Annotated in this window: 18 protein-coding genes; 17 read left to right on the plus strand and 1 reads right to left on the minus strand. The window is 68.0% G+C overall.

Going from position 1 to position 18,242, the window contains the following annotated elements; all coding sequences use genetic code 11:
• Positions 1–88: 88 nt before the first annotated feature.
• From FFS49_RS32635 to FFS49_RS32695, 13 genes are all read left to right on the plus strand, one after another.
• The gene (locus FFS49_RS32635; protein ID WP_105817499.1) at positions 89–577 is read left to right on the plus strand and encodes a flagellar basal body rod protein FlgB; all 489 of its coding nucleotides are present in this window, start codon (positions 89–91) and stop codon (positions 575–577) included.
• Positions 578–617: 40 nt separating this feature from the next.
• Positions 618–1,043, plus strand: a complete 426-nt coding sequence (gene flgC, locus FFS49_RS32640; protein WP_011353470.1) for a flagellar basal body rod protein FlgC — start codon at positions 618–620, stop codon at positions 1,041–1,043.
• A gap of 48 nt (positions 1,044–1,091) precedes the next feature.
• Positions 1,092–1,847, plus strand: coding sequence for a flagellar hook assembly protein FlgD (locus FFS49_RS32645; RefSeq protein WP_039369167.1), 756 nt, complete (start codon positions 1,092–1,094; stop codon positions 1,845–1,847).
• A 33-nt stretch (positions 1,848–1,880) separates the two neighbouring features.
• Positions 1,881–3,122, plus strand: a complete 1,242-nt coding sequence (flgE, locus tag FFS49_RS32650) for a flagellar hook protein FlgE (protein ID WP_039369164.1) — start codon at positions 1,881–1,883, stop codon at positions 3,120–3,122.
• A 19-nt stretch (positions 3,123–3,141) separates the two neighbouring features.
• Entirely contained in the window at positions 3,142–3,900 is a 759-nt protein-coding gene (flgF, locus tag FFS49_RS32655) for a flagellar basal-body rod protein FlgF (RefSeq protein ID WP_071335218.1), read from the plus strand.
• A gap of 34 nt (positions 3,901–3,934) precedes the next feature.
• Positions 3,935–4,723 carry a flagellar basal-body rod protein FlgG gene (gene flgG, locus FFS49_RS32660; protein WP_039369158.1) on the plus strand — a complete coding sequence of 263 codons (789 nt, stop codon included), beginning with the start codon at positions 3,935–3,937 and terminating at the stop codon, positions 4,721–4,723.
• Positions 4,724–4,743: 20 nt separating this feature from the next.
• Positions 4,744–5,436, plus strand: coding sequence for a flagellar basal body L-ring protein FlgH (gene flgH, locus FFS49_RS32665; protein WP_039369155.1), 693 nt, complete (start codon positions 4,744–4,746; stop codon positions 5,434–5,436).
• On the plus strand, positions 5,436–6,626 hold the full coding sequence (locus tag FFS49_RS32670) for a flagellar basal body P-ring protein FlgI (RefSeq protein WP_105817500.1): 1,191 nt from the start codon (positions 5,436–5,438) through the stop codon (positions 6,624–6,626). Before flgH ends, FFS49_RS32670 begins: the two co-directional genes overlap by 1 nt.
• Positions 6,627–7,610 (plus strand): flagellar assembly peptidoglycan hydrolase FlgJ, encoded by a 984-nt coding sequence (gene flgJ / locus FFS49_RS32675; RefSeq protein ID WP_039369153.1) that lies wholly within the window; start codon positions 6,627–6,629, stop codon positions 7,608–7,610.
• A gap of 220 nt (positions 7,611–7,830) precedes the next feature.
• Positions 7,831–8,586 (plus strand): flagellar brake protein, encoded by a 756-nt coding sequence (locus FFS49_RS32680; RefSeq protein ID WP_039369150.1) that lies wholly within the window; start codon positions 7,831–7,833, stop codon positions 8,584–8,586.
• 197 nt (positions 8,587–8,783) lie between these two features.
• Positions 8,784–10,766, plus strand: a complete 1,983-nt coding sequence (gene flgK, locus FFS49_RS32685; RefSeq protein ID WP_105817501.1) for a flagellar hook-associated protein FlgK — start codon at positions 8,784–8,786, stop codon at positions 10,764–10,766.
• A 22-nt stretch (positions 10,767–10,788) separates the two neighbouring features.
• Positions 10,789–12,030, plus strand: a complete 1,242-nt coding sequence (flgL, locus tag FFS49_RS32690; protein WP_105817502.1) for a flagellar hook-associated protein FlgL — start codon at positions 10,789–10,791, stop codon at positions 12,028–12,030.
• A 287-nt stretch (positions 12,031–12,317) separates the two neighbouring features.
• Entirely contained in the window at positions 12,318–13,625 is a 1,308-nt protein-coding gene (locus FFS49_RS32695; RefSeq protein ID WP_071335214.1) for a solute carrier family 23 protein, read from the plus strand.
• 58 nt (positions 13,626–13,683) lie between these two features.
• On the opposite strand, the gene FFS49_RS32700 is transcribed toward FFS49_RS32695, so the two are convergent.
• Positions 13,684–14,568, minus strand: a complete 885-nt coding sequence (locus FFS49_RS32700; protein ID WP_039369140.1) for a transcriptional regulator GcvA — start codon at positions 14,566–14,568, stop codon at positions 13,684–13,686.
• Between the two features lie 96 nt (positions 14,569–14,664).
• Between FFS49_RS32700 and FFS49_RS32705 the strand changes: the two genes are divergently transcribed.
• The 4 genes from FFS49_RS32705 to FFS49_RS32720 all read left to right on the plus strand — a co-directional run bounded on the left by FFS49_RS32705 (position 14,665) and on the right by FFS49_RS32720 (position 18,007).
• Positions 14,665–15,303 carry a chromate transporter gene (locus FFS49_RS32705; protein WP_105817503.1) on the plus strand — a complete coding sequence of 213 codons (639 nt, stop codon included), beginning with the start codon at positions 14,665–14,667 and terminating at the stop codon, positions 15,301–15,303.
• Positions 15,300–15,827 carry a chromate transporter gene (locus FFS49_RS32710; RefSeq protein ID WP_039369134.1) on the plus strand — a complete coding sequence of 176 codons (528 nt, stop codon included), beginning with the start codon at positions 15,300–15,302 and terminating at the stop codon, positions 15,825–15,827. The genes FFS49_RS32705 and FFS49_RS32710 overlap by 4 nt, the downstream gene beginning before the upstream one ends.
• Positions 15,828–15,884: 57 nt before the next feature.
• Complete coding sequence (locus FFS49_RS32715; protein ID WP_105817504.1) at positions 15,885–16,586, plus strand: YoaK family protein; 702 nt, start codon at positions 15,885–15,887, stop codon at positions 16,584–16,586.
• A 299-nt stretch (positions 16,587–16,885) separates the two neighbouring features.
• Positions 16,886–18,007, plus strand: a complete 1,122-nt coding sequence (locus FFS49_RS32720; RefSeq protein WP_071335211.1) for a porin — start codon at positions 16,886–16,888, stop codon at positions 18,005–18,007.
• The last annotated feature ends 235 nt before the right edge of the window (positions 18,008–18,242 follow it).

The raw sequence follows: 18,242 nt of genomic DNA on the forward strand, positions 1-18,242 counted from the left end.
CGCCTACCATCGCTGTCATGGAAAAAAGCCTCTCGCGTCGCCATCCGGCATGAGGGGCGTGCAGCGCTTCATACGGAGAGACGCACACATGCTGGACAAACTCGATGCGGAATTCGCGTTCGGCCGACAGGCGCTGGACGTGCGCGCCTACCGGCAGGAACTGCTGTCGTCGAACATCGCGAACTCCGACACGCCCGGCTACCAGGCCCGCGACGTCGATTTCGCGTCGACGCTCGCGCGCTCGCTGAAGCAGGCGGGCGGCGGCCTCGCGCCGAGCAACGCGGCGCAACTGCCGATGGCGCAGCCGGCCGGCGTGACGAACGGGATATCGATGGTGTCGACGGCGGCGGGCCACATGGCCGGCACCGCGAAGCTGATCCCGACGGGCGGCCCGTCGGACGACTACGGCCGTGCGCAATACCGGATGCCGCTGCAGCCGGCGCTCGACGGCAACACGGTCGATCTCGACGTCGAGCGGGTGCAGTTCGCGAACAACGCGCTGCACTACCAGACCGGGATGACCGTGATGACCCAGCAGATCAAGGCGATGATCGCCGCGATCACGTCGAACCAGTGATGGCGCGCACCGCGTCCGAATCCGAGCAAAAGGAGCTTCCATGCCTTCGTTGATGAACATCTTCGGCGTCGCCGGCTCGGCGCTGTCCGCGCAGTCGCAGCGCCTGAACGTCACCGCGTCGAACCTGGCGAACGCCGACAGCGCGACCGGCCCCGACGGCAAGCCGTACAAGGCCAAGCAGGTCGTGTTCGCGACCGACCCGATCGGCGGCGCGCGCACCGCATCCGGCCAGGGCGTGGGCGGCGTGCGCGTGACGAAGGTGATGGACGACCCGTCGCCGATGAAGTCGACCTACGACCCGTCGAACCCGGCCGCCGATTCGAACGGCTACGTGCAGATGCCGAACGTCGATCCGGTGCAGGAGATGGTGAACATGATCTCGGCATCGCGCTCGTACCAGGCCAACGTCGAGACGCTGAACACCGCGAAGACGCTGATGCTCAAGACGCTGACGATCGGCTCGTAAGCCGCGCCGACCGACCTTACAGACAGTCCAGAAACAAGGCCACCCAGGATGACTTCCTCCAGCACGACGATCGGCGGCAACGGCACCAACGTGTCGAACCTGCCGACCGACACGATGAACACCAACAAAGTGTCGACCAACGGCACGTCGGCGAGCGACCTGCAGGCGACGTTCCTGAAGCTGCTCGTCACGCAGCTGCAGAACCAGGATCCGACCAGCCCGGTCGACAGCTCGCAGATGACGTCGCAGCTCGCGCAGATCAACACGGTGAGCGGCATCGCGCAACTGAACACGTCGCTCACGTCGCTGTCCTCGCAGCTCACGGCCGGCCAGCAGACGCAGGCCGCGCTGCTGATCGGCACGAACGTGCTCGCGCCGGGCAACGCGGTCGCGGTGAAGAGCGGCGCGGCGTCGCCGTTCGGCGTGTCGCTCGCGAGCTCGGTGTCGAACCTGACGATCACCGTGAAGAACGCGGCGGGCACCGTGGTGAACACGATCAACGCGGGCGCGCAGTCGGCCGGCACCGTGCCGTTCAACTGGACGCCGACCGACGCGGCGGGCAATGCACTGCCGGACGGCAAGTACACAGTCAGCGCGTCGTACACCGACAGCAACGGCACGCCGCAGCCGGCCACGACGCTCGCGGCGTCGACCGTGCAGAGCGTGATCAAGCAGGCGGACGGCACGGCGGGGCTCGTGCTGTCAAACGGCACGACCGTGGGGCTGACCCAGGTTGCGTCGATTTTCCCGAATACCACGTCGTCCGCGTCGAATTCGTCCGGCAGCGGCACCCCCTCCAACTGATACTGACCGAGCAATCTCGAAACGGAGACCGAAATGGGTTATCAACAGGGTCTGAGCGGCCTCGCGGGTGCATCGAACGCGCTCGACGTGATCGGCAACAACATCGCGAACGCGAACACGGTCGGCTTCAAGTCGAGCACCGCGCAGTTCGCCGACATGTACGCGAACTCGGTCGCGACGTCGACCAACACGCAGATCGGTATCGGCACGACGCTGAACGCGGTGGCGCAGAATTTCGGCCAGGGCACGATCAACACGACGAGCTCGTCGCTCGACGTCGCGATCAACGGCAACGGCTTCTTCCAGATGTCGAACAACGGCGTGACGACGTACTCGCGCGACGGCACGTTCCAGCGCGACAAGAACGGCTTCATCGTCGACTCGCAAGGCCGTAACCTGATGGGCTACGCGGCCAACAACGGCGGCGTGATCAACACCGCGCAGACCGTGCCGCTGCAGGCGCCGACGACCAACATCGCGCCGACCGCGACGACCAAGATCTCCGCGCAGTTCAACCTGAACTCGCAGGACACGGTGCCGACCAAGACGCCGTTCAGCGCGACCGACAACACGACCTACAACTACTCGACGTCGATCCAGGTGTACGACTCGCTGGGCGGTTCGCAGGCGGTCAACATGTACTTCGTGAAGTCGGCGGCCGGCACGTGGGAAGCGTACGCGGGCGTGCAGGGCGGCGCCACGACCGATCTCGGCACGGTCACCTTCAATTCGTCGGGCGCGATCCAGAGCACGACCACGGGCACGCCGCCCGCGCCGACCACGTCGGTCGGCCAGTTCCAGTTCACGGTGCCGAACACCGACGGCTCGGCGACGCCGCAGAGCCTCACGCTCGACCTGACCGGCACGACGCAGTACGGCGGCAAGGACGGCGTGAACAACCTCGCGCAGGACGGCTACGCGAGCGGCACGCTCACGACCTACACGATCGGCACCGACGGCAAGCTGACCGGCAACTACTCGAACGGCCAGACCGCCGTGCTCGGCCAGATCGCGCTTGCGAACTTCAACAACCCGAACGGGCTGGTGAACCTCGGCGGCAACCAGTACGCGGAAAGCTCCGCGTCGGGCGTGCCGCAGATCTCCGCGCCGGGCAGCACGAACCACGGCAAGCTGCAGGGCAGCGCGCTGGAAAACTCGAACGTCGACCTCACGTCGCAGCTCGTCAACCTGATCACCGCGCAGCGCAACTACCAGGCGAACGCGCAGACGATCAAGACGCAGCAGGCCGTCGACCAGACGATCATCAACCTGTAAGCGCGGACAACCGGCAGCCATGGACCGACTGATCTACACGGCGATGACGGGCGCGTCGCAGTCGCTCGACCAGCAGGCGGTGGTCGCGAACAACCTCGCGAACGCATCGACGACGGGCTTTCGCGCGCAACTCGCGACGTATCGCGCGGTGCCGATGAATTTCGGCGACGGCAGCAACGTCGACCCGACGACGACGCGCACCTACGTGCTCGCGTCGACGCCCGGCGCCGACTACGCGCCGGGTCCGATCACGCGCACCGGCAACCCGCTCGACGTCGCCGTGCAGGGCGCGGGCTGGCTGGCGGTGCAGGCGGCCGACGGCAGCGAAGGGTACACGCGCGCCGGCAACCTGCACGTCGACGAGAACGGCCAGCTCGTCACCGCGAGCAACCTGCCGGTGGTCGGCAACGGCGGCCCGATCTCGGTGCCGCCGAACGCGGAAGTGACGATCGGCAAGGACGGCACGATTTCCGCGCTGATGCCGGGCGACCCGCCGACGGCGGTCGCGATCGTCGACCAGATGAAGCTCGTGAACCCCGACCCGGCCACGCTCACGCGCGGCAACGACGGGCTGTTCCGCACCGCCGACGGCAATCCGGCCGACGCCGACCCGAACGTGGTCGTCACGCCGAATTCGCTCGAAGGCAGCAACGTCAACCCGGTGAGCGCGATGGTCGCGATGATCGACAACGCGCGTGCGTTCCAGCTTCAGTCGAAGCTGATCCAGACGGCCGACCAGAACGAGCAGACGGCGAACCAGCTGCTCAACTTCAGCTGAGCGCCCGCGCCAGCCTACGCAGGAGACCTGACAAATGAACCGTTCGCTCTACATCGCCGCCACCGGCATGAATGCGCAGCAGGCGCAGATGGACGTGATTTCGAACAACCTCGCGAACACCAGCACGAACGGCTTCAAGGCGTCGCGCGCGGTGTTCGAGGATCTGCTGTACCAGACCATCCGCCAGCCGGGCGCGAACTCGACGCAGCAGACGGAACTGCCGTCGGGCCTGCAGCTCGGCACCGGCGTGCAGCAGGTCGCGACCGAGCGCCTGTACACGCAGGGCGGCCTCACGCAGACCGGCAACTCGAAGGACGTCGCGATCAACGGCGCGGGCTTCTTCCAGGTGGTGATGCCGGACGGCACGAACGCCTACACGCGCGACGGCTCGTTCCAGACCAACGCGCAGGGCCAGCTCGTCACGTCGAGCGGCTACCAGATCCTGCCGGCGATCACGATCCCGCAGAACGCGACGTCGCTGACGATCGGCAAGGACGGCGTCGTGACGATCACGCAGGCGGGCTCGACCAATTCGGTGCAGATCGGCTCGCTGCAGGTCGCGACCTTCATCAACCCGGCCGGCCTCGAGGCGCGCGGCGAGAACCTGTTCTCCGAGACGACGTCGTCGGGCGCGCCGAACGTGTCGCAACCGGGCCTGAACGGCGCGGGCACGCTCAGCCAGAACTACGTCGAATCGTCGAACGTGAACGTCGTGCAGGAGCTCGTCAACATGATCCAGACGCAGCGTGCCTACGAGATCAACAGCAAGGCCGTGACGACGTCCGACCAGATGCTGCAGACCGTCACGCAGATGAAGAGCTAACCGGAACACCCGCCGTCGCCATGAAGCAGGTTCGCCTCCTCCCGTCAGCCACCGTCCGCGCCGCATGCGCGGTCGCGGTGGCGGCGCTCGCCGCCGGTTGCGCGCAGATTCCGCGCGATCCGATCATCCAGCAGCCGATGACGGCGCAGCCGCCGACGCCGATGTCGATGCAGGCGCCCGGCTCGATCTACAACCCGGGCTACGCGGGGCGGCCGCTCTTCGAGGATCAGCGTCCGCGCAACGTCGGCGACATCCTGACGATCATGATCGCGGAGAACATCAACGCGACCAAGTCGTCGGGCGCGAACACGAACCGGCAGGGCAACACCGACTTCAACGTGCCGACGGCCGGCTTCCTCGGCGGGCTGTTCGCGAAGGCGAACCTGTCGGCGGCGGGCAACAACAAGTTCGCGGCGACCGGCGGCGCGAGCGCGGCGAACACGTTCAACGGCACGATCACGGTGACCGTCACCAACGTGCTGCCGAACGGCAACCTGGTGGTCAGCGGCGAGAAGCAGATGCTGATCAACCAGGGCAACGAATTCGTACGCTTCTCGGGTGTCGTGAACCCGAACACGATCTCGGGCGCGAACTCCGTCTACTCGACGCAGGTCGCCGACGCGAAGATCGAATACTCGTCGAAGGGCTACATCAACGAAGCCGAGACGATGGGCTGGCTGCAGCGCTTCTTCCTCAACATCGCGCCGTGGTGATGACGATGAAGAAGATGCTTCTCGACCGCTTCCCGGCCCGCGCGCAGGCCGCCGCACGGCTCGCCGTCGCGTTCGCGGCGGTGGCCGCGGCGTGCTTGCTCGGCGCGGCGCCCGCGCACGCGGAACGCCTGAAGGATCTCGCGCAGATCCAGGGCGTGCGCGACAACCCGCTGATCGGCTATGGCCTCGTCGTCGGCCTCGACGGCACGGGCGACCAGACGATGCAGACGCCGTTCACGACGCAGACGCTCGCGAACATGCTCGCGAACCTCGGCATCTCGATCAACAACGGTTCGGCCAACGGCGGCGCGTCGCAGCTGAGCAACATGCAGCTGAAGAACGTCGCGGCCGTGATGGTGACCGCCACGCTGCCGCCGTTCGCGCGGCCGGGCGAGGCGCTCGACGTCACCGTGTCGTCGCTCGGCAACGCGAAGAGCCTGCGCGGCGGCACGCTGCTGCTGACGCCGCTGAAAGGCGCGGACGGCCAGGTCTATGCGCTCGCGCAGGGCAACATGGCGGTCGGCGGCGCCGGCGCCAGCGCGAACGGCAGCCGCGTGCAGGTGAACCAGCTCGCGGCCGGCCGGATCGTCGGCGGCGCGATCGTCGAGCGTTCGGTGCCGAACGCGATCGCGCAGATGAACGGCGTGCTGCAGCTGCAACTGAACGACATGGATTACGGCACCGCGCAGCGGATCGTGTCCGCGGTCAATTCGAGCTTCGGCCCGGGCACCGCGACGGCGCTCGACGGCCGCACGATCCAGCTGGCCGCGCCGGCCGATTCGGCGCAGCAGGTCGCGTTCATGGCGCGGCTGCAGAACCTCGACGTCAGCCCGGACAAGGCCGCGGCGAAGGTGATCCTGAACGCGCGCACCGGCTCGATCGTGATGAACCAGATGGTCACGCTGCAGAGCTGCGCGGTCGCGCACGGCAACCTGTCGGTCGTGGTCAACACGCAGCCGGTGGTATCGCAGCCGGGGCCGTTCTCGAACGGGCAGACGGTGGTGGCGCAGCAGTCGCAGATCCAGCTGAAGCAGGACAACGGCGCGCTGAAGATGGTGACGGCCGGCGCGAATCTCGCCGACGTCGTGAAGGCGCTGAATACGCTCGGCGCAACGCCCGCGGACCTGATGTCGATCCTGCAGGCGATGAAGGCCGCCGGCGCGCTGCGCGCCGACCTGGAGATCATCTAAATGGCAGCCAGTCTCCCGAACGCGAACGACCTCACGCAGCGCTTTGCGCTCGACGTGCAGGGTTTCGACGCCCTGCGCGCGCAGGCGAAGCAGTCGCCGCAGGCCGGCGCGAAGGCGGTCGCCGGCCAATTCGACGCGATGTTCACGCAGATGATGCTCAAGAGCATGCGCGACGCGTCGCCCGACGGCGGGCTGTTCGATTCGCATACGTCGAAGATGTACACGTCGATGCTCGACCAGCAGCTCGCGCAGCAGATGTCGACGCGCGGGATCGGCGTGGCCGACGCGCTGATGAAGCAGCTGCTGCGCAATGCGGGGCAGGGCGCGGGCAGCGACACGGCGGCCGACGTCGGCGCGGCCGGGCTGGGCGCGGCCGGCCTCGGCGGGTCCGGCAACGAAGGCGGCCTCGCCGCGATGAACGCGATGGCGAAGGCCTACGCGAACGCGGCCAACAACGGCGGGCTCGCCGGCACGCGCGGCTATTCGGCCGGCAGCGCGCTGACGCCGCCGCTGAAGGGCGCGAGCGGCGTGCAGGACGCCGACGCGTTCGTCGACCGGCTCGCGGGCCCCGCGCAGGCGGCCAGCGCGTCGACCGGCATCCCGGCGCGCTTCATCGTCGGGCAGGCGGCGCTCGAATCGGGCTGGGGCAAGCGCGAGATCCGCGCGACCGACGGCTCGACGAGCTACAACGTGTTCGGCATCAAGGCGACCAAGGGCTGGACGGGCCGCACGGTGTCGGCGCTGACCACCGAATACGTGAACGGCACGCCGCGCCGCGTGGTCGCGAAATTCCGCGCGTACGATTCGTATGAGCACGCGATGACCGATTACGCGAACCTGCTGAAGAACAACCCGCGCTACTCGGGCGTGCTGAGCGCGAGCCGCAGCGTCGAAGGGTTCGCGCACGGGATGCAGAAGGCCGGCTACGCGACCGACCCGAATTACGCGAAGAAGCTGATCTCGATCATGCAGCAGATCGGCTGACGGCCCCCGTCGGCTCCCGCCTGTTGCACCCTCTGGACCGCGCCCGGCAGCCCGCCGCGCGCGGTTTCAACGTTTGCGCGAAAAAAATCCCCAATTCGATCTAAACTTTCGGTCAGCACTGCCGCTAAGTGTGAGAGACCTGCGACCGGGCCCCCGTTCTGGCCCGGTTTTATTGCGCACCGGTTGCCCGGGCGCCCATGACAAGAAAGACCGGCTAGCCATGAATATCGAAACGTCGACGGACCCCAGCCTGGATGCAGGCCACTCCGGGCCCGACTATGCCCGCCGCAATCCGCTGGAAATCGGCGTGCAGCTGCGCAACCTCGTCAATCGCGGCGATTTCCTGACCGTCCAGTACCCGGGCGGCCAGCTCGTCACGCGCCTGCTCGAGGTGGATGTCGGCGCACGGACGTTTACGTTCGACTGGGGTGCGCTGGCGGAGCAGAACGCCGGCATCCTCGGCGCGTCGCACTGCACGTTCGCGGCCGCGCCGGAGGGCGTGCGCGTCGAATTCTCCACGGGTACGCCGCGCGAGACGCGCTACGAAGGGCTGCCCGCGTTCGTCGCCGATTTCCCCGACGTGCTGATGTGCATCCAGCGCCGCGAATATTTCCGCGTCGATGCGCCGATCGTCGATCCGTTCCTGTGCCGCGGCAAGCTGCCGGACGGCGAAAGCTTCCTGTTCGAGGTGCACAACCTGTCGCTCGGCGGCGTGGGGCTGCGCACGGCCGACGAACGCGTCGAGGCGCTCGAGGTCGGCACGCTGCTGCCCGACGTCGAGCTCGAGCTGACGGGCCACGGCAAGCTGTCGCTCGACCTGCAGCTCGTGTCGCAGCGTTCGACGCAGATGCCGAACGGGTCGCGGCGCTTCCAGCTCGGCTTCCGCTACATGTCGCTGCCGGGCAGCGCGGAAAACACGCTGCAGCGGCTGATCACGCAGCTCGAGATGAAGCGCCGCTCGCTCGCGCGGGCCTGACGCGCAAGCGGCGGCCGGCCCCGCCCGGGGCGGCCCGCACGGCGTTTGCGGCACCCTCGGCCGCACGCCAGAACCGGCGACGCACGAGTGCGCGTCGCGCGTACATTTTTTCCTCAATTTTTTCGATTGGCGGCCGTTATACCGGGAGTCACGCAACCCGGCGGCCGCGACGCGCGGCCGGCTCATCAGGATCGCGCATGTCCAACACACTCATGAACCTCGGCGTCAGCGGCCTGAATGCCGCGCTCTGGGGCCTCACGACGACCAGCAACAACATCAGCAACGCGGCGACGCCCGGCTATTCGGTCCAGCGGCCCGTGTATGCGGAAGCGAGCAGCCAATACTCGGGCAGCGGTTACATGCCGCAAGGCGTGAACACCGTCACCGTGCAGCGGCAGTACAGCCAGTACCTGAGCGACCAGCTGAACACCGCGCAGACGCAGGGCGGCGCGCTGTCGACGTGGTACACGCTCGTCGCGCAGCTGAACAACTACATCGGCAGCCCGACGGCGGGCGTCTCGACCGGGATCACGAACTACTTCACCGGGCTGCAGAACGTCGCGAACAACGCGTCCGACCCGTCGGTGCGGCAGACCGCGATCAGCAACGCGCAGACGCTGGCCAACCAGCTCAACGCGGCCGGCCAGCAGTACGACGCGCTGCGCCAGAGCGTGAACACGCAGCTCACCAGCACCGTGTCGCAGATCAACACGTACACCGCGCAGATCGCGCAGCTGAACCAGCAGATCTCGGCGGCGAGCAGCCAGGGGCAGCCGCCGAACCAGCTGCTGGACCAGCGCGACCTCGCGGTGTCGAACCTGTCGGGCCTGGCCGGTATCCAGGTCGTGCGCAACGACAGCGGCTACAGCGTGTTCATGTCGGGCGGCCAACCGCTCGTCGTCGCCGACAAGAGCTACCAGCTTGCGGCCGTCACGTCGCCGTCGGATCCGAGCGAACTGACCGTCGTGTCGCAGGGGATCGCCGGCGCGAAGCCGCAGGGGCCGAACCAGGCGTTGCCCGATTCGTCGCTGTCGGGCGGCACGCTCGGCGGCCTGCTCGCGTTCCGCAGCCAGACGCTCGACCCCGCACAGGCCCAGCTCGGCGCGATCGCGACCAGCTTCGCCGCGCAGGTCAACGCGCAGAACGCGCTCGGCATCGACCTGTCGGGCAACAAGGGCGGCAACCTGTTCACGACGCCGTCGCCGACCGTGTACGCGAACCAGGGCAATACCGGCAACGCGACGCTGTCCGTGTCGTTCGCGAACGCGTCGCAGCCGACGGCGAGCGACTACACGCTGTCCTTCGACGGCGCGAACTACACGCTGACCGACCGCGCGAGCGGCGCGGTGGTCGACCAGAAGGCGGGGCCGATGCCTGTTTCGCTCGGCGGCCTGAATTTCTCGATCCCGACGGGCTCGATGAGTGCCGGCGACAAGTTCACCGTGCTGCCGACGCGCGGCGCGCTGAACGGCTTCGGCCTCGCCACGACGAGCGCGTTGGCGATCGCGGCGGCATCGCCGGCCGTCACGTCGGCGGCGAGCACCAACACGGGCACGGGCAAGATCACGCTGGGCGGCGTAACCGCGGGCTATCAAGTGCCGACGACCAAGCTGACCTATGACGCGACGGCGAAGACGCTGACGGGTTTCCCGGTCGGCACCACGGTGACGATCGGCACCACGCCGCCGACGTCGGTCACGATCAACACCCCGACGGACACCGTCCCGTACGATCCGGCGGCCGGCGCGACGATGACGATGTCGGGAACGGCCGCGGGCGCGCTCAACGGCGTGAGCGTCACGCTGTCCGGCGCACCGGCGACCGGCGACTCGTTCACGATCGGGCCGTATGCGGGCGGCACCAGCGACGGCTCCAACGCGCTCGCGCTGTCGAAGCTGGTCAACTCGAAGGCGTTCGGCAACGGCACGACGACGCTCACGGGCGCGTATGCGAGCTACGTGAACGGCATCGGCAACACGACGACCCAGTTGAAATCGTCGAGCGCCGCGCAGACCGGGCTGATCGGCCAGATCACCGAGGCGCAGCAGTCGGTGTCGGGCGTGAGCACCAACGAGGAAGCGGCCAACCTGATGCAATACCAGCAGTTCTACCAGGCGAACGCGAAAGTGATCCAGACGGCGGCGACGCTGTTCCAGACCGTGCTCGGCCTGTTCAATTGACCGGATTCGAGGGATAGAAGCGATGCGGATTTCCAGCGCCCAGTTCTTCCAGCTGAACGTTTCACAAATGAACGATCAGCAGGCCCAGCTTGCGCAGCTGTATCAGCAGATCTCGAGCGGTGTGAGCCTGCAGACGGCGGCGGACAATCCGGCCGGCGCGGCGCAGGCCGTGCAGCTGTCGATGACGTCGGCGACGCTGTCGCAGTACGCGACCAACCAGAACGCGGCGCTCGCGTCGCTGCAGGCCGAGGACCAGACGCTGCAGAGCGTGAGCACCGTGCTGACGAACACGCAGTCGCTGCTCGTGCGCGCCGGCGACGGTTCGATGTCCGACAGCGACCGCTCGGCGCTCGCCACGCAGCTGCAGGGTTACCGCGACCAGTTGATGACGCTCGCGAACACCAACGACGGCGCGGGCAACTACCTGTTCGCCGGCACGAAGAATTCGGCGGCGCCGTTTTCGACGACGTCGAGCGGCAGCGTCAACTATGTCGGCGACACCGGCACGCGCCAGGTGCAGATCGCCGATTCGAGCACCGTGTCGCAGGGCGACTCGGGCGCGGCCGTCTTCATGTCGGTGCAGGCGATCGGCAGCTCGCCGGTGCCGTCGGCCCTCGCGGGCAACACGGGCACCGGCACGATCGGCGCGGTCACGGTGACGAACCCGGCGATCGCGACGAACGGCCATCAGTTCTCGATCACATTTGGCGGTACGGCCGCCGCGCCGACCTACACCGTGACCGACAACTCGGTCACCCCGCCGACCACCACGCCGGCGCAGGCCTATTCGTCGGGCGCGGCGATCTCGCTCGGCGGCGGAATGACGGTGGCGGTGTCGGGCACGCCGTCCGCCGGCGACAAGTTTGCTGTCGAGCCGGCGCCGCAGGCGAGCGGCGGCTCGGACGTGTTCTCGACGCTCGACGCGATGATCGCGGCGCTGAAGACGCCCGTGACGGGCAACCCGGTGGCGACCACGGCGCTGAAGAACGCGCTGATGACCGGCTCGACCAAGCTTGGCAACACGATGCGCAACGTCACGACGATCCAGGCATCGGTCGGTGGCCGCGAGCAGGAAGTCAAGGCGATGCAGACCGTCAACCAGACCGCGTCGCTGCAGGTCACCAGCAACCTGTCCGACCTGACGAGCACCAACATGGTGACGACGATCAGCCAGTTCCTGCAGATGCAGAACGCGCTGACGGGCTCGCAGAAGGCTTACGCGCAGTTGCAGAACCTGTCGTTGTTCCAGTACATCAACCCCTGATGTCAGCCGCGCCGGCCGCGATGTGAGCGCACGCTTGCGTCCCGGCCGGCGCCGATCGCCGCCCGCGCAGGTTCCCGCGCGGGCGGGCGCTTCACCGGGGCGCACCATCGTGCCCCGTTTCGCACACGCGGCAAGCCGCGCATCGTGCTCGTCGGCCCCGCTCGTCGGCCCGCTTATCGGCCTGCTTGCGGCCCGCTTGCCAGCCCCATTTCCGCTCCGTAAACTCGCGCCAGATTCCAGACCGGCGCATCCTCCGCAGCCGGCGACCGACAGGAGCCCTTTTCCCCATGTCCGATTCCTATTTCCCGCGCTGGCGGGTGCAATCGACCGGCGCGGCCTCGCGCGTGGTCGGCCCCGACGAGCGCCTCGCGTGGCCGCAGATGGTCGCAATGGGCGTGCAGCACGTCGTCGCGATGTTCGGCTCGACCGTGCTCGCGCCGCTGCTGATGGGCTTCGACCCGAACCTGTGCATCTTCATGTCGGGCATCGGCACGCTGCTGTTCTTCGTGCTGGTCGGCGGCCGCGTGCCAAGCTACCTCGGCTCGAGCTTCGCGTTCATCGGCCTCGTGATCGCGGTGACCGGCTACGGCGGCAGCGGCCCGAACCCGAACATCCCGGTCGCGCTCGGCGGGATCGTCGCGTGCGGCGTCGTGTACGTCGCGCTCGGCCTGCTGGTGCAGGCGATCGGCACGCGCTGGATCGAGACGCTGATGCCGCCCGTCGTGACCGGCGCGGTGGTCGCGGTGATCGGGCTGAACCTCGCGCCGATCGCGGTCAAGGGCGTGTCGGGCTCGACCTTCGAATCGGTGATGGCGCTCGTCACGGTGCTGTGCGTCGGCGGCGTTGCGGTGTTCTCGCGCGGCATGGTGCAGCGCCTGCTGATCCTCGTCGGGCTGGTGATCGCCTACGTGATCTATGCGGTCGCGACCAACGGGATGGGACTCGGCAAGCCGATCGATTTCTCGATCGTCGGGCAGGCGGCCTGGTTCGGGGTGCCGAGCTTCCGCGCGCCGGTGTTCGATCCGCACGCGATGCTGATGCTCGCGCCGATCGCGGTGATCCTGGTCGCGGAAAACCTCGGCCACATCAAGGCCGTCAGCGCGATGACGGGCACCAGCCTCGATCGCTATGTGGGCCGCGCGTTCATCGGCGACGGGCTCGCGACGATCGTGTCGGGCAGCGTCGGCGGCACGGGCGTGACGACCTACGCGGAGAACATCGGCGTGATGGCCGTCACGCGGATCTACTCGACGCTCGTGTTCGCGGTTGCCGCGGTGATCGCGATCGTGCTCGGCTTCTCGCCGAAGTTCGGTGCGGTGATCCAGACGATTCCGGGCCCGGTGCTCGGCGGCGTGTCGATCGTCGTATTCGGGCTGATCGCGGTGACGGGCGCGCGGATCTGGGTCGTCAACAAGGTCGACTTCTCCGACAACCGCAACCTGATCGTCGCGGCCGTCACGCTGGTGCTCGGCGCCGGCGACTTCTCGCTGAAGATCGGCGGCTTCGGGCTCGGCGGGATCGGCACCGCGACGTTCGGCGCGATCATCCTGTACGCGATTCTGCGCAAGGAAAAGGAACCGGGCCCGGTGGTCTGAGCTTCCGGCGGGCGGCGCCCTGCCGCCCGCGTCATCTTTGGCGTCGAACGTCGACGCGCTACGCGCCGACGTTCGACTGCGTCTGCAGCCACGCGCAGAACTGCGCGACGAGCGGATCGTCCGCCGGCGCGCGCGGCGCGATCCACCAGTAGCTGCGCGTCGCGATGCGCGGCCCGTCCAGCGGCATCACCAGCCGGCCGCTCGCGAGCTCGTCGTCGATCAGCGGCAACGGGCCGAGCGCGACGCCCAGGCCGTCGACGGCCGCCTGCAGCGCCAGGTAGAAGTGGTCGAACGACTGCCGCTTGCGCCCCTTCATCGCCACGCCGGCCGCCGCGAACCAGTCGCGCCAGCCTTCCGGCCGCGTATCCGAATGCAGCAGCACGTGGCGCGCGAGATCGTCCGCGCGCGCGATCGGCGCGCGCTTGAGCAGCGCGGGGCTGCAGACGGGAATCACGCTTTCGTCGAGGAAGTGGCCGCTCGTGCAGTTCGGCCAGTGGCCGGGGCCGCGGCGGATCGCGACATCGAAGCCGTCGAGCGCGTCGAGCGGCGCGTTCGACGTCGACAGCTTCAGCTCGACGTTCGGCACGTCGCGCTGGAACCGCGACAGGCGCGGCAGCAGCCATTTCATCGCGAAGGTGGGCAGCGCATTGATGCGCAGCACGCGTGCCGCGCCGGTGTTGCGCAACTGCTCGGTCGCGAGCGCGATGCTGTCGAACGCCGCGCGCACGGTGTCCAGGTAGCGGCGGCCTTCGTCGGTGAGCTTCACACGCTTGCCGTAGCGGTGGAACACCGGCTTGCCGAGCCAGGCCTCGAACCCGGCGATCTGCCGGCTGATGGCACCGTGAGTCACATGCAGCTCGTCGCCGGCGGCGCTGAAGCTTTCGTGTCGTGCCGCGGCTTCAAAGGCCCGAAGCGCGGAAAAGGGCGGGAGATCGCGTGCCATGCTTGTGATTCTAGATCACAAGGGCGCGCCGATAAAATCGTTTTGCCGGTATTCCGAACGGCGGTAACCTCGGTTCACCGTTTGATAAGGAACCCCATGCAATCCGCTTCTCCGCCGGCCGCCCCGCCGCCGGCCGCATCACCCCGCAGCGTCGGCCTCGCCGAGCTGTTCACCGGTTTCCTGTCGCTGGGCCTCATGTCGTTCGGCGGTGCGTTGCCGTTCGCGCGGCGCACCATCGTCGAAGAACGCAAGTGGCTCTCCGCCGACGAATTCACCGATCTGCTCGGGCTGTGCCAGTTCCTGCCGGGCGGCAACGTGATCAACCTGTCGGTGGCCGTCGGCATGCGCTTTCGCGGCGTCGCCGGTGCGTTCGCCGGCATTCTCGGGCTGATCGCGGGCCCGACGCTCGTCGTCGTCGCGCTCGGCGTGCTGTACGCGAAGACGCAGAACGATCCGCGCGTGCAGCACCTGTTCGCGGGCCTTGCGGCGGCGGCGGCCGGGCTGCTCGTCGCGATGGCGGTCAAGGTCCTGAAGCCGCTGCGGCATGCGCGGGCGGCGGCCGGCATCGCGGCGCTCGCGTTCGTCGCGATCGCGGTGCTGCGCATTCCGTTGCTGACCACGATGCTCGTGCTGACGCCCGTCAGCGTGTGGCTCGCGTCCCGGCGCCGCGACGCGGGCACGCCGCAGCCGGCGCAAGCCGCCGCGCGCGACACGCAGCAAGGAGGCCGGCCATGAACGACACGCTGATCGCCATCGCGACGATCTTCAGCCAGTTGTCGCTGCTCGCGTTCGGCGGCGGCAACACGATCCTGCCGGAGATGCAGCGGCAGGTCGTCGACGTCCATCACTGGATGAGCGCGCACGAGTTCACCGCGCTGTTCGCACTGGCCCAGGCGGCGCCCGGGCCGAACATGATGATCGTGTCGCTGGTCGGCTGGCACGTGGCCGGCTGGAGCGGGCTGCTGGTTGCGTCGCTCGCGAAGTTCGGGCCGTCGTCGATCGTCACCGTGCTTGCGCTGCATGCGTGGGAGCGCTTTCGCGACCGGCCGTGGCGCCGCCATGTGCAGCAGGGGATGATGCCGGTCACCGCCGGGCTCGTCGCGGCGAGCGCGGTACTGATCTCCGAGGCATCGAACCGCACCGCGATCCAGTGGGGCATCACGGCCGCGTGCGCGGTGCTCGCGTGGCGCACGCGCATCCATCCGCTGTGGCTGCTCGCGGGCGGCGCGCTGATCGGGCTCACGGGCATCGGGCAGTGACCGGCGCACGTTGACCGCCCGTAGGCCATACTGGCGCGAATCTTCACGGGAGGCTCGATGGATCTCGACGGCGCCAGCCGCAATCTCACTGTCGCCGCGTTGCTGACGCTGTCCGGCGGATACCTCGACGCGTACACGTACGTCGGCCACGGCCACGTGTTCGCGAACACGATGACCGGCAACGTCGCGCTGCTCGGCATCAACCTGTCGGCCGGCGAATGGGCCGCCGCGCTGCATCACGTGCCGCCGCTCGTCGGCTTCACGATCGCGGTGTTCGTCGCGCACCTGCTCGGGCTTGCCGCGCAGCGCGGCTGGATGAAGCACACGGCGTTCGCGTGTCTGCTCGTCGAGATCGCGTTTCTCGGCGTCGCCGCGAGCGGCCTCGTCGGCGCGTCGAGCGGCTGGCTGATTCCGGGCATCTCGTTCGTCGCGACGCTGCAGACGCTGTCGTTCACTCATCTCGAGGAGCTCTCGTACACGTCGGTGATGACCACCGGCAACCTGCGGCGCGCCGCGCAGAAGCTGTTCGTCGGGCTGATCCCGCGCTATGACGCGGGCGCGCTGCACGATTCGGCGCTGCTCGCGACGATCAGCTTCTGCTTCCTGGCCGGTGCGGTGGTCGGCGGGCTCGTGACGCGGCTCATGCCCGAAGTCGCGCTGTGGGGCGCCGTGCTGCTGCTCGTCGGCGCGTTCGCGGAAATCGTGCGGCGCGCGTGGCGCCGGCACTCGGCCGACGGCGGGCCGGCGGCGGCCGCGTGACCGCGCGGCCCGCAGGCGCACCCCTGCGGGCGCCCGTTGCGCGGCACCTGCTGCGAGATCCTTACAGATCCGACGTACCGTAAGCCGTGCGGCGCCCGCCGCACGCCGGGCATGCTTCGCGCGCCGCAACGTTGTGCGCGGACGACAGTTCCGGCGTTACCGCGCATTTCAATTTCTTTCGGCGATTGCACTCGTCATATGATTCAGCCCACATCGCGCGCGCCAAGAACGCGAGCGATCGCCACCCGGCTGCGCAAGCGGCCGGCCATGAATGGAGACACCTACAAAAGGGAAAGCTCATGAAGCAGACCACCCGACTCGCAGCCATCGCAGGGGGCGCCGCGCTCGCATTTGCCAGCCAGTACGCGGCCGCACAAAGCTCGGTCACGCTCTGGGGCGTCGCCGACGCCAGCATCCGCTACCTGACCAACGCCAACGCCAAGAACGACGGCCTGCTGTCGATGACCAACGGCGCGATCACGAACAGCCGCTTCGGCATTTACGGCACGGAAGACCTCGGCGGCGGCCTGAAGGCCGTGTTCAACCTCGAGAGCGGCGTGAACCTGCAGAACGGCGCGTTCGCCGACAGCGGCCGCCTGTTCAACCGCGCAGCGTACGTCGGCCTGCAGAGCCCGTACGGCACGGTGACTCTCGGCCGCCAGAAGACGCCGCTGTTCGACCTGTTGTCGGACACCTACGATCCGCTGACGGTCGGTAACTACCTCGAAAACGCATGGCTGCCGGTCGCACTCGGCGGCGGCCTGTATGCGGACAACCAGATCAAGTACACGGGCAAGTTCGAAGGCCTGACCGCGAAGGCGATGTACTCGACCGGCACCAACTACGAATCGACCGGCGCGGGCGGCTTCTCGGGCCAGATTCCGGGCTCGCTCGGCAAGGGCAATGCGTGGGGCGTGTCGCTGTCGTACGTGATGGGCCCGCTCAGCATCGCGGCCGGCGCGCAGCAGAACAGCGACAACTCGGCGCGCAAGCAGACGATCTACCACGCGAACGTCGTGTATGCGTTCAGCAAGGCGAAGATCTACGCGGGCTACCTGCGCTCGAAGGACGACACGGGCTTCGTCGACAGCCTGCTCGCACAGCAGACGATTCCGGTCGCGAAGGGCACCGGCCGGATCGACGACGGTCCGTTCGCGGGCGTGAGCTGGCAGGTCAGCGCGCCGCTGACGCTGACGGGCGCGTTCTACTACGACCACATGCGCAATGCGATGACCACCAACGGCACGCTCGCGAGCGGCAACCGCTACGCGGTCGTCGGCATCGCCGAGTACGCGCTCAGCAAGCGCACGGAAGTCTACGGCACCGTCGACTTCAACAAGACGAACGGCGCGGCGAACGTCGAGCTGCCGGGTCGCAGCAACCAGACCGGCATCGCGATCGGTCTGCGCAATATCTTCTGACGAACGTCGGAACGCATGCGCCGGCAGTCGTCCGGCATGCATCGAAGGGGCGCCGCGAGGCGCCTCTTTTTTTTCGTCACGCGACCTTCATACGCGCGCACGACTATTCGGCGAATGCTTCATCACGCGACCCCCGCGCCGTAAGGGTTTCGTCGGCAATCCAGAACATACTTTTACAGTGCGCGCGAAGGCTTTCCGCTACGCTGCGTGCATCGCCCGTTGCGTGCCGCCAGGC

The organism is Burkholderia sp. 4NA327C6, assembly GCF_005502655.1.
In the GTDB taxonomy this organism is placed as follows: domain Bacteria; phylum Pseudomonadota; class Gammaproteobacteria; order Burkholderiales; family Burkholderiaceae; genus Burkholderia; species Burkholderia contaminans.